This is a genomic window from Anaerohalosphaera lusitana (assembly GCF_002007645.1).
Classification (GTDB): domain Bacteria; phylum Planctomycetota; class Phycisphaerae; order Sedimentisphaerales; family Anaerohalosphaeraceae; genus Anaerohalosphaera; species Anaerohalosphaera lusitana.
Genome location: NZ_CP019791.1, coordinates 2,327,691 through 2,343,938, shown reverse-complemented (window position 1 = coordinate 2,343,938; position 16,248 = coordinate 2,327,691). Strand labels below are relative to the sequence as shown.

6 protein-coding genes are annotated in these 16,248 nt (G+C 46.8%); 1 reads left to right on the top strand and 5 read right to left on the bottom strand.

All coding sequences use genetic code 11. The features are described 5' to 3' along the window. Positions 1 to 276: 276 nt before the first annotated feature. Both STSP2_RS09525 and STSP2_RS09520 read right to left on the bottom strand, forming a co-directional pair. Positions 277 to 10,830: a right-handed parallel beta-helix repeat-containing protein gene (locus tag STSP2_RS09525; protein WP_146662123.1), complete on the bottom strand. Its 10,554-nt coding sequence runs from the start codon at positions 10,828 to 10,830 to the stop codon at positions 277 to 279. Between the two features lie 88 nt (positions 10,831 to 10,918). Next, the gene (locus tag STSP2_RS09520) at positions 10,919 to 11,464 is read right to left on the bottom strand and encodes a PEP-CTERM sorting domain-containing protein (RefSeq protein WP_146662121.1); all 546 of its coding nucleotides are present in this window, start codon (positions 11,462 to 11,464) and stop codon (positions 10,919 to 10,921) included. Between the two features lie 532 nt (positions 11,465 to 11,996). Between STSP2_RS09520 and STSP2_RS17330 the strand changes: the two genes are divergently transcribed. Then, positions 11,997 to 12,227, top strand: a complete 231-nt coding sequence (locus STSP2_RS17330) for a hypothetical protein (RefSeq protein WP_169853115.1) — start codon at positions 11,997 to 11,999, stop codon at positions 12,225 to 12,227. Between the two features lie 1,009 nt (positions 12,228 to 13,236). On the opposite strand, the gene STSP2_RS09510 is transcribed toward STSP2_RS17330, so the two are convergent. The 3 genes from STSP2_RS09510 to STSP2_RS09500 form a co-directional block, all read right to left on the bottom strand. Then, complete coding sequence (locus STSP2_RS09510; RefSeq protein WP_146662117.1) at positions 13,237 to 14,250, bottom strand: IS5 family transposase; 1,014 nt, start codon at positions 14,248 to 14,250, stop codon at positions 13,237 to 13,239. Positions 14,251 to 14,347: 97 nt separating this feature from the next. Then, complete coding sequence (locus STSP2_RS09505; RefSeq protein ID WP_146662115.1) at positions 14,348 to 15,202, bottom strand: IS5 family transposase; 855 nt, start codon at positions 15,200 to 15,202, stop codon at positions 14,348 to 14,350. A 97-nt stretch (positions 15,203 to 15,299) separates the two neighbouring features. Next, positions 15,300 to 16,154: an IS5 family transposase gene (locus STSP2_RS09500; protein WP_146662115.1), complete on the bottom strand. Its 855-nt coding sequence runs from the start codon at positions 16,152 to 16,154 to the stop codon at positions 15,300 to 15,302. Positions 16,155 to 16,248 lie beyond the last annotated feature (94 nt).

Genomic DNA, 16,248 nt, shown 5'->3' with positions numbered 1-16,248 from the left:
AGTCTCCTGGCGCTTCCGAAACTTATCGTACGTTATCATTAAAATTGATGAATCGCAGATAAATAATCGTTGCACTATCTATAGGTTCAAGTCCCACTCGAGGACGAAATGTATCAAACCGACGAGTCCCTGTAAACCACAGGAGCTGGTAGACTTGAGATCTCAAAACCAAGAATTCTGAAGACTTAACTCCGCAATTAACCTATAGTGCAAATCACGCTATTAGACTGTCATAAGAGCCCATCAGCGACAAGATGCTTGCTCAAATCAGCAAAACTACTCTTCAGTCTTACTTGCCTGATTAGTTCCGCCGTATGCGCCCATATTGATTCTGCCACCATTGTTGGGCACTTCACTGATGTAATCAGATTGAGGGTCACCTGCATCGATACATGGGCTGTTGACTTCGTCACTGACCCAGTGTCCGGGTTCATAAGCCCACAAGTACCTGTCTAACAAAATCTGGAGGTCAGCAAAACATACTCTGCCATTCCCATTGAAATCAGCAGACAGAGCCTGCCCCTCGGCTTGCCACACCTTGGACATCAAAGCAAAATCATGGAAATCAATTATGCCGTCAGCGGAGAGATCACGGAAATCATAGATGTCATCCATCCACCGGCCTGCACGGGATCTTAGATGATAGTCATAGAAAATAGGATCAGCAAAAAGCGGCTCAACATCGATATTGCCTTCGCCCTCCCATCCATCTCTGACATCGCTGTAACTGACCATAACGTCCCAGCTACTCCTCCCGTTGCTGATTTGCAAGCTGCGGTTCCAAAGAATACAATTGCTGATAACAGCCGTATTATCATAAGACGAATATGAAGTGTAAAGGCCTATCCCCGCATCGTTATCCGCTATTGTGCAATTGACTACTTCGTGGTTGCCTGGGTACAACAACAAGCCTGTACCACTACTTTGGCCGGCGATCAGGCAGTTGGTTATATTAGAAGAGCCCGAGGCACAGAGACCATAAAATCCATTTGAAATCATAGAGGAAACACTAATCTTCAATGAGCTGCCGGTGTGGAAAATTCCTCTTTGCTTGTTGTTCAAGACATCACAGTTGTTGACTACTGCCACAGTACCCCTTTCCAGAGACATTCCGCTCTGCTGGTTGGATTCAACAGAACTGTTGATTATTACCGGATAAGAATCTTTAGCCGAGATCCCGTTGCCGCTGCTGTCACTGAAAACACAGTCATCGAAGAGCACCCTGGCGGCACCCTCTATTTTAACACATTCGGAAGCTGTATTTATGATAGAAACTCCTTTGAGAACAGTGCCGTTGCTGTTTCCGTATTCAGCGTTATATGCAAAACCATAAGCATATCCCTGGCAATCCAAAATACATTTATCAGGACCGTTTGCACTTTTGATTATTAGAGCCTTACGCGAGATTTCATTATGGACGTTGTCTTGCCCTTCGTAAATGCCGTCTGCCAGAACAATCACGTCGTGATTGCCTGCGATTTTTAATGCTGCTTTGATTGTCTGTTTTGCGGATCCCGTCGTTAGACCGTCTCCGGAATTATCCGGCCGAGAAGGATCTACGTAAACAGTCGTGGAAAGAGGATTAGATGAGAAATCATCATATTCGTCAAGATTCGTGAAGCTATCGTTATCGGTATCGTTGGCGGCAATTGCCTCTGTTTTTGAATCAAAGTGCTTCAGTTCCCACCAGTCAGGCAGTCCGTCATCGTCACTGTCAACGAATTCATCGGCTCCTATGTCCAGCCGGCCGACATACCTCGGTTCACCATCTATGTCGTAGAAATCAGCCGGCTCGGTTTGTTCAGGGCCATAGTCAATGCACGGAGAATCTTTGCGAAGATGTCCATCAGGAGTCACTAGCGGATCAACATCCATGTTTCCATCTCCTTCCCAACCTCCTTGCACAATGCAACCCTGTACAGCGAGTCCTGAATAATCATTGCTGGAAATGCCCTGTCTATTACCCCACATGACGGTGTTTTCGATCCTGACATCGCGGCCGTCAAATGAGATGGCTGGAGCTGAATTGTTTATTATTGTTGAATCTGAAATCACCAGTGCATGCGACCCAACTGGGTGTCCCTCGTAATATATTCCTGCAAGATCGTAATCCATTGACTTGGCGTTATCTGCAATTATACAGTTAGCTATTTCAGCACCCTTGATACCATATAGTTGTACGCCCGTAGAGTGGTTTCCGAAAACTACACAGTTGGATATTGTAGGTGTCCCATCGTACCTGGCCTCAATGCCGGTTCCGGATGAGCCGAATGATCCTTTGGTGCTGCCGTTAAAACTTATCCGGCAGCGATCAATCAAAGCCGAAGACTTATACAAACCTATACCTGATGTTATGTTGTTCACCAGAACACAATTTGTAATCAGAGGGCTCGAGTTAGAACAGACGATTCCGCTGGAATTTGCGTTGCGCACCTGGAATCCCTCAATTACTGCCTGGTCGGCCGCACTGCCTGATATGCCGATCCCGTAAGAAGTATGAACGCTGTTCCGGCAATCGATTATACAGTTATCCGGGCCATTGGCACTCTTCAGTGTAATAGGCTTTTCTATACTCAGTATAATATTATTTTTTCCTTCATAGATACCGTCGGCTACAATGATCGTCTCACCATCCAGAGCAGCATTTATTGCCGGCTGAAGGTACTCGACCATTTCCGGAACCCGAATCGTAATCGGATCGATCTGGCTGTCGGCCGATTCCGGGTCGGTGTTATGTACGTATTCTGTCACATTGCTATAACCGTCTCCGTCGTAATCGCCAGTTGCATCGTCCCCTAGCGGATTGAATGAATGCACAACCTCCCAGCCGTCCGGCATGCCGTCACGGTCGCTGTCCTTTTTATGGGGATAAGTACCAAGGACATATTCCTCAATATTCTCCAGTCCGTCATTATCGTTATCCAAATTAGAGTCATTGGTGAGCGGATCAAGCCCCCCTGCCACTTCCCACTCGTCATCCATACCGTCATCATCAGTATCTGAATCGAGCGGGTCAGTTCCGTGAACGTTCAGCTCACTTCCGTCATCCAGTCCATCATCATCACTGTCAGAATCAGCCGGGTCGGTACCATGCTCATTCAATTCCTCGAAATCAGTCAACTGATCATCATCACTGTCGGCATCTTGCGGGTTACACTCGTTCTTAAACTCATCGAGATTGGAAACCCCGTCCTGATCATTATCATCTGCGGCATCATCCTGTGTCGGATCAAGCTTGAAATTGAACTCCCAGCCGTCCGGCATGCCATCGCTGTCGGTATCCGGATTCGAAGGATCACAGTCATTATCAAACTCGTCGACATTTGACAGGCCGTCTTCGTCTGCGTCCAATTTGCTGTCATCTTCTATGGGGTCGGTGCCGTGCGCAATCTCCCATTTGTCAGGCATGCTGTCCTGGTCCGAATCCACATCGGTCGGGTTCGTACCCAGGACATACTCTGTAATATTTGGCACAGTATCATAATCACGGTCACCTTCTGAGTCATCGACGCCCACGGTCATTGAGAAGGCTTTTTCCCAGCTATCTGGCAGGCGGTCCGAATCAACATCGGTGATAGTCTGAGCCAGCTCTGTTCCGCCATACATGCCCATATTGATCCTGCCACCATTTGGTTCAGGCTCATTGCTGTTGTTAAACCTCGGATCACCTGTTGCAATGCATGGGGAGTCGCCCGTCAGACGAAAATCTCGGCTCTCTGGTACAAATAAAGGAGCCCTGCTGATATTGCAGATACCATTATAGCCTCCCTTGATATTTGAAAAACTTGCCTCCAGTCCGCTGCCGCTGACCTCTTTACCGTAATTGTTCCAGACAATTGAGTTGACAAGCGTTACCTTATAACTATCTGTCTTAATGCCACCGCCTGTCTGATTAATAGAGCCATTATTTGTCACGACACAATTATGAATTTCTACACCTTTTGATCTTTCGGTTGACAGACCCCAGCCAGTACCCTGCGAAGCATTGTCGTAAATCGCAGAATTACTTATATTAACCAGGGCATTCCTAAAATCACAGCCTTTCAGTAAATTGTCATAAATTTGACAGTTAGATATCTTAGTGTCAATATCACCCGAGAGAAATATGCCCTTACTATTAGATGAAATCTTGCAACCGTCTACCTCAAGATATGCCGGTTCGTAGCACCTGCAGGCATACAGCCCAACCGATGAATTATCTGTTATGGTACAATCTTTGACAAGCGTATCACTGTTTTCGATGTATACAGCAGTGCTATTGTTGTCTCGGAAGACACATTTGCTAACAGTAGCGCCGGAATCCACGACATATACAGCATAGGAATTAGCGCTATAAGATTGAGTGGCATTTATAACGGTCATACCTTCGAGTTTTGAATTTCTGCCTTCGCCATTGACAAATTTAAATCCACCCGAGTCATCCTGGCAATCAACAATAGTCTGGGAAACAATGCCTGGATCGTCTGGATCAAGACTTCTTACTTTGACAGCCTTCCCCCTAAAATAGACATTCGTATTGCCTTCACCCGTATATGTACCCGGCGATACGACGATGATCTGACCCGGATTTGCCGCATCGATCGCGGATTGAATGGTACCGTACTCAGAAGGAACCCGCAAAATACTGCCGTGGTCGAGCAAAACCTTTATGATCCTTGTCTCTGGAAAAGCACCAGGGCACGAAAGCGTGATCTGGCACTCATATCTCCCGATCGCAAGGCCGGATATGTCGGCAGTGACAACGACTTCATCGATCTCACCTTCGGAGGTTCCGCTGTTTTTGCTGATCTCCAGCCACGGGCAATCTTCTTCAAGTTCCCACTGCAGCAGGCCCTCACCACGGTTTCTTATTTTTAAAACTTTGGGCTCAGTGACGTGTCTGTCATCGTTTGTGCAGAAGAAAATCTCAGGCATAGATACACCGGGCTTTGGCATCGGTGCGGTTTTCTCGAAAGCTCCCATGTCAATTATAGGTGCTGAACCTTTTCCGGTATCAGCTTTGTCCAACCTGTCGAAATATCTGTCGCGGCCATCAAAATCATAGAATGTATCTGCGGGCAAAGCGGAATTATCACCTGCGTCGATGCAGGGCGAATCGGGAGCCAGCCTCAGATCAAAGTCACTGGGCCCGATTTCGTCATCATGGACGAACATCGGGTCATTGCCGATGTTCCCTTCACCTCCCAATGTGCCGGTCCATCCTTCGATGCAGTTATAATTGAGAACAGGGGTTACATTTTCTGACTCGCAACCTATCTGGCTTTGCTCATTTACACCTTCATTATTTCGATTCCCCCAAATGATACAGTTTGAAATAACAGGATTACATTTTTCAACATAAATACCAGCAGCAGACCCGCGAGCAGAATTATCAAAAATTGTACAATTAGTTATCAATGTATCGGACCAATAACTGTCAATCGCTGCTCCTTCCGACCAGTCCGTAATATGGTTTTCATAAAACAAACAATTAACTACTTCGATACCGTTGTCGTAGGAATGATCGAAAATTGCAGCTCCGCGGTCAGCGGTATTACCCTTAAAAACACTGTTTTTTATGATAGCTGGGCCATCATAAATCATTACAGCGCCGATGCCTGTAGATTTATTGTCCGTAATAAGGCAATTATTAATAGCAGTAGAAGATTTTCTAGCACGAATGGCAGCTCCGGAACTGCCCGAATTCGCATAAAATTGGGAGTTTTTCACTTCCATCAAAGAGCTGACAGCCCTGATTGTTGGCCCCATGTACTCACTTTCGTTATTCCTCAAAATGCAATCTGAAAGAGCCAGAGTGCCGTCATCGAAGTAAATTGCGCTCCCTTTTTCAGACTTGTTATTCTCTATGGTACAGTTTCTCAGCTCCAAATCACCGCGTGAGCTGAATATTGCTCCACCATTGTACGGATGATAAGTCTTTTCACCGCCATTCGAAATGAATAACCCGTCAATTGAGGCCCTGGACACTACGTTGTTTGCAGTGACAACAAAATAACAGTTATCCTCACGGTTCGACCAATCTTTAAGGTCATCACCATTCAAATCGCCACTCAGCCGTGTCACATACTTCTCATGGTCCCTTTGCGATGGATCTTCACCCGCAGCACCGGCATAACCGCCCAACAACTGGATGCCTTGCTTTATCCGGAATGAAGATTCCTTGTCACCCTCCGTCTGGAACATCCCCTTGTCCGGCGTATATTTTCCCTGGGCTATCAGAATCCTGTCTCCATACTCAGCAGCGAACAACGCATCCTGAAGGTACTCAAAGGCATCCTGCCAGCTTCGTCCCGTATTTTCTCCCTGGGCCTCCCCGTCAACATAGATGTCACGGCCGCTGAAAGCGGATTTGATCTTCCATGCAAAATCACTTTCAGACTGCTGGATTGAATGATCGATCACAACCACGAAATAATCGTCAAAAGAACCGCTGCGAGCTGTGCTGTGCGGTGCGATCTCAGGCAAGCATATCTCATTATCAAGGACAGTCGCAGCGCCCTCGGCTGTCTCAGGCATTTCTGCAACAAAATTGGTGATTCTCCTGCCGCTTCTGTTAGGCAGTGAAAGCTCGAGGGTATACTTATATGTCGTTCTGCTGAGCCGTTCTTTTTCTGCAACGCTTATATTGTCCTCAAACAGCGTTCCATCGGTCGCTGCAGCAAGCGCGGTATTGCCATGATAACCCATATTAACCCTTGAACCGTTTGCCGACGGTTCGTTGTCGTACGGAGACGCCGGATTACCCGCATCGATGCATGGAGACCACGGCAGCAGGAGACACTTTTCATCTTCCGTATTATAGAATAATGGGTTTTCAGAAATATTTCCCTCTCCGCCGTCAGCCGGAGTCCAGCCCTGCAGACAGGAATAATTAAAAGAAGATGAACCTCCCCAAAATACTGACCCAATTGGCATACCCTCACTGAACGAATTGCCCCAGATAATACAATTGGCCAATTCAATATCCGATTGGTTCAAGCCAACCACAACTCCCTCGCCATTTCCGTTATTCTCGAAAAAGGTACAGTGGTTAACTATGGCAGCATCGTTATTACTAGACCACACCTTGGAATACTTCTTTGCAGTGTTTTCAGTAAAAAGACAATTCATCATGTCCAAGTCACTCTTCAATGAAACTAATGCCGCAGCACCCTCACCGCTGGCATTTTGGCGGAACTGGCAACCCCGCAAAGTGAACTGCGTCCCCGAGACGTAAGCGGCAGCACCGCCTTCTAACGCGTAACTGTATTGGAAAACGCAGTCAATGATGTCACATTTTGCCGAATCAACTTTTATATAAAGGCCAGCACCTCTTTTTTCATTATGTGAGCTTTCGTCATTAGCGTTGCCGGCAGTAATTTTGAATCCATCAAGCAAGGCGGGGGCATTTGTATTGCCGACTGTGACAACGTGATAGCTGTTTTCAGCCCTTAGTGGATCTTGGCCAATTTGCAGTGGTGAAGCCACTGGCCCGTCGTTGCCGGCAATGTCACCGCTCAAGGTAGTCACAAATCTGTTCAAATCCCGAGCATTCGGGTTTGCCGAACTGTTACCCGCGTAACCGCCTCTTAGTGCAACTCCGCCGATCAATTCAAAGGAAACCTTCCTTTCGGCAGGATTGCTTGTCGGTGTATAAATACCCTGAGCAACGCGAATCTCTTTGATACCTTCGTATTCTCTAGCCATGCTCAGAGCCTTATTCAAGTCCGTAAAGGCATCTTTCCAGGTCGTTCCAAAGTCTCCTCCATCTGCACTTTTGTCGACATAGATCACTTCAGGTATTTCATTACTGTCATCTTCAACAACTTTGATGATCGTATCTAAATACCCGTCGCAGCTTATCAAAATTGACGCAGAACCATTGAGTGAATCAAAATCACCAGAAGCTGCGAATTCAACTGTCTTCGGAGTCATGTAGTCGGCTGAATCAAACGTCAGCGTGTCCGTAACAACTTTTAGATCGCTGTCTCCGCTATTGTGTGATACGTATACTTTCACCGGCTCACTGGGACGAACCCTAAGCCAGACTTTCAGATCAGCCGTTCCGCCTTCCGGCACAAGGACAGTCCTTTTGTCGGTCAAAAAAGATAGCCCGTGAAACTCATAGGCTCCAATGTCAATGCTCCTGTTTAAAATCCTCGTCCGGCCTGCAATGTCTACAGGATGGATCTCAGCAAAATCACCGTCACAATCTACATCGAGCACATCTTTCGGCGCCAGGTTATCGTCACCCACATCTATGCAAGATGAATAGGGCTGCAACAAGTAATTGCCCGAATTAGGGTTAGCAAAACGAGGGTCATCACTGATATTACCTTCGCCTTCTAACTGCCCGGTCCAGCCCTGTACACAGCTGGAGTTGAACTTTACAATTCCATTCTCAACGGTGACTTGTGATGACTGGACCTTTCCATTATTATCCTGGTTGCCCCACAAAATACAGTTGTTCAGGCTGACTTGCGCGCCATAAAAGTATGCTCCACCCGCGTCCGGAGACGAGTTGCCGACAAAGTTGCAGTTATTGTATACACCCACGTCGTACTGGTTGTGTGTTCCACCACTTTTAAGTGAAGCACTGTTGCCAACGAAAACGCAATTATTAAAAGCAAAATCAACATAGAAGCCATAGTAAGCCCCTCCAATACGTGCAGCATTGTTCCGAAAAACACAATTGGCGGCAATAATTTGACCTCTAATGGATGATAGACCAGCGCCTGAACTTTCCACCGCCTTGTTGCCTACCAGCGTACAATTCACCAGGTCGAGGCTCCCACCCTCGTTTAATATGCCCCCGCCAGAGTGCGTCGCAGCGTTGTCCTTCAACAGACAATTCCGTAGAATGATATTGCTGCGATAGATATGCATCCCGCCTCCCTGGTAGTGGTCAGGCCTGGGACCGAAAGCATTGCCGCCTGTTATTGTAAGCCCCTCCAGAACGACCGGAGAGTCGAGGTGTCTTGCAGTCACCACATGGTAACTGTTGTCATCGCGAGAACCTCCCTTATCATCCCCGTTTAGGTCGCCGCTCAGTATTGTAGGATAAAGTTCATGGTCCCTTTCAGCAGGGTCATCCCCCTGTGTTCCCGCATAGCCGCCTTTTATGTCTACTCCATTAGTAAGATTAAAACTCTTCTCCCTAAAGCCGGGTCCGCCAGGCCTGTATGTTCCCTGAGCAACCCTTATCTCCTCGAATTGTGGATACTCACCGGCAATCTGCAAAGCTTCTCCAAGGCTCATCATTGCGTCGGCCCAACTGGAACCGTTGTTTGCTCCCGAAGCATTGCAATCCACATAAAGGACTTCCCTGTCCTGACCGTTATCGGATTCAGTTACCGGTAAATCATAGTTGAGATACCCCGGCGCGCTAATACGCAGTAAGCAGGTTTCATCACGGTGGTCAATATCTGAATCTGTTGAAAGTACCACAGGCAAACCAGCCTGATAATTGATTGAATCGAAGGTTAATGTTGCACCGGAAGCAATATGTATCTCTTGGCTGCCAGCGAGCCGGTCTACACTTGCTTGAAACTGGCCTTGGGGATCGCTCATTAGTTTTACTGTAAAACTTGCCGACTCCCCTTCAGGTATAGCAATGGATGCAGGTTCAACAATAAACGTCGGAGCTTGCTTCTCTATAGCACCAAGATCAATCTTGCCGTTAACAACCCTGTTACTACCCAGAAGATCAAAAGAAAGTACATCTGCAACTCCATCGTTGTCAACGCCGAAGCTGTAACCGGATAAAGCATCAATTGAACCTTTATCAAGACATGGCGAATCGAACGTCAATTCATAATCATCGTCAAGCGTTCCAAAAATGTCATCGGCTCCATCTGGGTCGACAAACAATGGATGTGAATCTATGTTGCCGGCTAATTTAAGACTTTCATCTAAGACCCCCAGACAAGAAAACCTGATACTAAGGGTGGCATTCAGATTAGCAAGTTGGGAGCTTTGCGTTTCTTCATCACCGTACAGTATACTGTTGGCCATAATTAGTGAACTGCTGTAACAGTAAATGCCGCCACCTACAGAGGCTTTGTTATTGTAAATAGTGCAGTTTATAATCTCTAACTCTGACCGTATCACTGATAGTGCTCCCCCATACTGAGCACTATTGGCGCTGAAAAGGCTGTTAACAATCTGGAGCTTTGCATCGATAGCTAGAACTGCACCACCATCTCCTGCACTATTGCCAAGAAATTTACAGTTAATAATAACGGGGTTGCCTCTTTCGAAAACCTTCATTGCAGCAGCATCAGAGGCTTTGTTATCGACAAAGACGCATCCGATGATCAGAGGGTTGGCATCGCTGGCAACTCCCATGGCTCCGGCATACGCGCCAGAATTTTGGGTAAAAATGCAATTTTTGATAGTCGGACTGCAGTCATTCATCACAAAAATGCCAGAGACTTGCTGTTCATAGCCGTTAGTTATTGTGATCCCGTCAATCACCGAACTGCGTGTTTCGCCGCTGTTGAAGATAAGCCCTCTGTGCGGCTCCTCCTTGCTGGCCTGGCAGTCAATTATGCAATTATCCGCACCATTGACACTCTGCACCGTGATCGCCTTACCTTTGAAATCGATATCGCGGTTGCCGACCCCGGTGAATCTGCCATCCATCACAGCGACGACATCACCGTCCTGAGCCGCATCTATGCCCTGCTGAATATTGTCAAACGGATTTTCAATTGAGCCATCCTGCATCTCGCCGACTGCGTCATCGACATACCAAGTGGTCGATCCCTCCAGCAGCCCACCCGATAAAATTGTTGAAACACAAACAATCAGCCCCAAAACCGACACCAAAACCCTGCTAAGCTTTCTCACCTCACTACCCTTCAAAATTTATGTGATTATTGCTAAAAATGGACAATTACTGCAAAACAGAAGTCCCCTGCCTCAGCATCCGCTTAGTTCAGCCTCTTTTTCGCCCCGCAAAAAAAACGCCCACACAAAGCAACGCCAGTGTTGAGGGTTCAGGAACGGTCCACCCGGAGTCAACCTCTTCGAATGTCTCAGGGTCAATTATCTCGTAGTACTGAGCCCCCGGCCTACCTTGGCCGGACCAGTCGAAGCTGACCGAAAAGCCGTAAGCTATCATGGACGGACCTATTGGAAATGCCCCCGCCATGGCATCATACCCGCCTTCAACCCCAATAGAACGCACAGGGTCCCAAACAAACTCATTCCACGTATCCGCAATTAAACCCGCTGTTTCAACCCGCAAAGCACTGCAGTGATCGGGATCGAAATATATCGTAAACTCACCGATCCCCTCGGGCAGGCTGATGTTTTCAACAGTATAGTCATATTGCCATCGCCCCGCCTCCAATTCGCTAACCCTAAAAGTTATCCCCGTATTCAGGCCGTCAAGGTCGACTCCAGCATATAGACAGCAAGGAAACAAAACGACTGACAGTGAAATTAAGAGAAATCTTTTATGCGCCCCTGTTATTTTCATACAGACCTCGTCTCCCAAAAACAAACCGAAACTATCGCATATTTCCACGAGCAAAAAGAACTAATGCGTAGAATATCGAGTCTATCCATAAATAGCAAGACCTTTATATCCATTCCAACATTTCTTTGTCATAAATGAGCATAAGAACATATCCTGGACAGGTCACTTACCGTATCCGAGCTTGCAGTGCATAATAAATTCAATCCTGAGAAGAACGACAGGCTATTTCGGTCGCTAAAAGCTGAATACTGCAATTGTTTACGTACATCACTTTCTATGGATTGCTAGACATTAACCCTGCATATTTTAACTAGGTTCAAGGGAAGATAACTTGACTGGAGATAGGGACTTTCGGTTAGGTTTCTTTGAACACCAGAAACAAAAATGAGACCGTCAATAATCATAAACTATTGGCCACACATCCCTTATAAATCGAGTAGGCGGGGGCAATTCCGATCAGGTTTTCCCCGGCCTCTCACACCACCGGGCGTACGGCTCCGTACCACGGCGGTTCGCCTCAGACGCCGATTTCTTGCTTAAGCAGTCATACGACTTGTCGCACCGACGGCTTATCTCGGCAGTTCCGCTGCCTACCTCCACCACCGGCATGGGCATTGCCCATCTTCTGCAACTCTACCGCTATGAGCTTAAGGCTATCAGCTCGCCCAAAACGTTCGGGCCTTCGGCCTGGTCGAACTGCAGGCCTACTATGCCCTCTGCTGACTTCTGCATGTCCGTAACATCGCCTCTTGGCGACACTTAGCCGAGGCAGACATGCAGACCTCCCCGGGTAATGCACACCCGCTTTCACGCTTATGCCTGCCGCATATACGACCATGCTTTCCGGGTAGCTTTGGGACTTTGAAGATATGCGCCTTCTCATCCAGCATGGCCGCCTCGTATGCGATTCCTGTTCGTCAGGCCAGCGGTTTGCCTGCGGCTTCCTTCAGACCCCACCTCGCGATGGCAGCCCTTGCCGTCCGGCTAGTGGTTCCCGCTACCGGGCTCACAGGGGACTTGCACCCCCGAGCAGGGTGTGCCCTGCCGGCCACACAAAAAAAGAGCCAGCAAACGCAAATGCTTGCTGGCTCTTGACTTAGAAAACGAGGTCGAAGGGACTCGAACCCTCAGCCTTCGGATCGACAGTCCAGAACTTGGTTCATAAGTCTAGTAGCTAAAAAGGGTTAAGATGCTTTTTTGAGCTTAGAATTAGGATTGCATGTGGCTGACAAGTCACACTAATCAATACATACAAGTCAGTATCCACTGCAAATTGACGAACATACTGACGAACAATTGTCCGACCAAAAAAGTTTTCGACTTGTCGCAAACGTGAGCCACTAATCAAGTTTAGTGTCGGAATCAATATAGCACTCTGCGAACTCCCTTCTGCCCGGACCAAGGGATTATGAGTCCGATTTGGCGGGTCGCGTAAGTCGTTGGCTGACAAAGGCTTAACTATTGTTAATAAAGAACTTATGACGCTGGGACCGAGAGACAACCGAGAGCTGGCAGAGGGCAAAATAAGCACTTCTGTTGCACACCTGTTGCACACTCTGGACTCGGGTTGACCATTTTTTTCATCTTTACCCTTCCAGGCCACCTCTAAAAAATCAAGATTAGCGGCTCACGTATTTAATTAACAATATTTTGAGTTAAAATTGAACTCACTGTTGCACAATTACGATTATTTGTCTCAATATGACGGCATTCAGTACTGGCGTCAAGCGGCACCGGCTGGCTTTGCAGCCGTAGTGCCGCACCGTTGGCGGCTAAAGTCGAGCCAGCAGGCAGTATCTGTCTATATTATACGCAAGGTTTCGCATACAAATTTTCGTCTTGGCCCTGGCTATTCCTATAGTTCGAATGATCAAGTTGCCCGCCCGCATCTTCTGTATGCCGAAGACATGCTCAACTCGGCTGCGAGTTTTCGAACGTTTATAATTAGCTTCTATCTGACGCTGAGTCAGTTTTTTATAACGACAGCCTTTTCGTTGAATCTGGCCGCGGTAGCCTTCTTCTTTAATGTTATCCCGTTTTTCCGTCGAGCCGTAGGCAGAATCGGCCCATACATCCTTGCTGCTGTTGTTTGCATCAAGCAAGTCTTCAAAGACATTGCTGTCATGAACAGAGGCAGGCGTTACTTCACAGCTGCGAATAAACTTGTGCTTAACATCAATATCAATATGGTTCTTATAGCCATAGTAGTTTACGCCGTTCTTCTGCACCCAGCGTGCATCGGTGTCTTTCTGGCGTTTCTTGGTATCGCTCCAGTTTTCGGGAACCTCGCCGTTCTTGATGGATTTATTCTCATCCCTGGTGTTGCGCTGCTTTGGAACAGCCACAATGCTGGCATCAACGATCTGACCCTTCTTGGCGGAAAAGCCGTTTTTACGCAGAAACTCGTCGAACTGAGTAAAAAGGTTTTCGACAAGGCCGGCTTCGGTGAGCTGTTCTCTGAAAAGCCATATGGTCTTTGCATCAGGCACTCTGTCGCCAATACCCAGACCGAGAAAACGCATGAAGGAAATACGATCCCTTATCTGAAATTCGAGCTGATCGTCGGATATATTGTACAGGGAATCAAGTATCAATATCTTGAACATGAGTATAACATCAAAGGGTTTTCTGCCTGCGTTGGACTTGCGTTTTTTATCTCTGACAACCTCAAGGGTTTTGCGAAATTGCTCCCAGTCGACTATTTCATTGAGCTTGACAAGTGGGTCGCCGCTGTTGTCGAGTTGTTCAAAACGAGTCTGCCAGTCGAAAAGTCCTGCTTGCATCATGATCAATCCTTTGATTATGAGTCGAATAACCGTAATGTAATTGTCAATGAGCTAATTATAACAAAAGGGCAATAAATTGCACGAATCTAACTGATTTTTAGAGGAACCCATTAGCTTCTATCTGACGCTGAGTCAGTTTTTTATAACGACAGCCTTTTCGTTGAATCTGGCCGCGGTAGCCTTCTTCTTTAATGTTATCCCGTTTTTCCGTCGAGCCGTAGGCAGAATCGGCCCATACATCCTTGCTGCTGTTGTTTGCATCAAGCAAGTCTTCAAAGACATTGCTGTCATGAACAGAGGCAGGCGTTACTTCACAGCTGCGAATAAACTTGTGCTTAACATCAATATCAATATGGTTCTTATAGCCATAGTAGTTTACGCCGTTCTTCTGCACCCAGCGTGCATCGGTGTCTTTCTGGCGTTTCTTGGTATCGCTCCAGTTTTCGGGAACTTCGCCGTTCTTGATGGATTTATTCTCATCTCTGGTGTTACGCTGCTTTGGAACCGCTACAATACTGGCATCCACGATCTGGCCTTTTTTGGCAGAAAAGCCGTTTTTACGCAGAAACTCGTCGAACTGAGTAAAAAGGTTTTCGACAAGGCCGGCTTCGGTGAGCTGTTCTCTGAAAAGCCATATGGTCTTTGCATCAGGCACTCTGTCGCCAATACCCAGACCGAGAAAACGCATGAAGGAAATACGATCCCTTATCTGAAATTCGAGCTGATCGTCGGATATATTGTACAGGGAATCAAGTATCAATATCTTGAACATGAGTATAACATCAAAGGGTTTTCTGCCTGCGTTGGACTTGCGTTTTTTATCTCTGACAACCTCAAGGGTTTTGCGAAATTGCTCCCAGTCGACTATTTCATTGAGCTTGACAAGTGGGTCGCCGCTGTTGTCGAGTTGTTCAAAACGAGTCTGCCAGTCGAAAAGTCCTGCTTGCATCATGATCAATCCTTTGATTATGAGTCGAATAACCGTAATGTAATTGTCAATGAGCTAATTATAACAAAAGGGCAATAAATTGCACGAATCTAACTGATTTTTAGAGGAACCCATTAGCTTCTATCTGACGCTGAGTCAGTTTTTTATAACGACAGCCTTTTCGTTGAATCTGGCCGCGGTAGCCTTCTTCTTTAATGTTATCCCGTTTTTCCGTCGAGCCGTAGGCAGAATCGGCCCATACATCCTTGCTGCTGTTGTTTGCATCAAGCAAGTCTTCAAAGACATTGCTGTCATGAACAGAGGCAGGCGTTACTTCACAGCTGCGAATAAACTTGTGCTTAACATCAATATCAATATGGTTCTTATAGCCATAGTAGTTTACGCCGTTCTTCTGCACCCAGCGTGCATCGGTGTCTTTCTGGCGTTTCTTGGTATCGCTCCAGTTTTCGGGAACTTCGCCGTTCTTGATGGATTTATTCTCATCTCTGGTGTTACGCTGCTTTGGAACCGCTACAATACTGGCATCCACGATCTGGCCTTTTTTGGCAGAAAAGCCGTTTTTACGCAGAAACTCGTCGAACTGAGTAAAAAGGTTTTCGACAAGGCCGGCTTCGGTGAGCTGTTCTCTGAAAAGCCATATGGTCTTTGCATCAGGCACTCTGTCGCCAATACCCAGACCGAGAAAACGCATGAAGGAAATACGATCCCTTATCTGAAATTCGAGCTGATCGTCGGATATATTGTACAGGGAATCAAGTATCAATATCTTGAACATGAGTATAACATCAAAGGGTTTTCTGCCTGCGTTGGACTTGCGTTTTTTATCTCTGACAACCTCAAGGGTTTTGCGAAATTGCTCCCAGTCGACTATTTCATTGAGCTTGACAAGTGGGTCGCCGCTGTTGTCGAGTTGTTCAAAACGAGTCTGCCAGTCGAAAAGTCCTGCTTGCATCATGATCAATCCTTTGATTATGAGTCGAATAACCGTAATGTAATTGTCAATGAGCTAATTATAACAAAAGGGCAATAAATTGCACGAATCTAACTGA

Bases quoted from the DNA above. Each gene is read 5' to 3' on its own strand.
- STSP2_RS09520 (WP_146662121.1), bottom strand. From the start codon at position 11,464: ATGAAAATAACAGGGGCGCATAAAAGATTTCTCTTAATTTCACTGTCA.
- STSP2_RS09510 (WP_146662117.1), bottom strand. From the start codon at position 14,250: ATGATGCAAGCAGGACTTTTCGACTGGCAGACTCGTTTTGAACAACTC.
- STSP2_RS09505 (WP_146662115.1), bottom strand. From the start codon at position 15,202: ATGATGCAAGCAGGACTTTTCGACTGGCAGACTCGTTTTGAACAACTC.
- STSP2_RS09500 (WP_146662115.1), bottom strand. From the start codon at position 16,154: ATGATGCAAGCAGGACTTTTCGACTGGCAGACTCGTTTTGAACAACTC.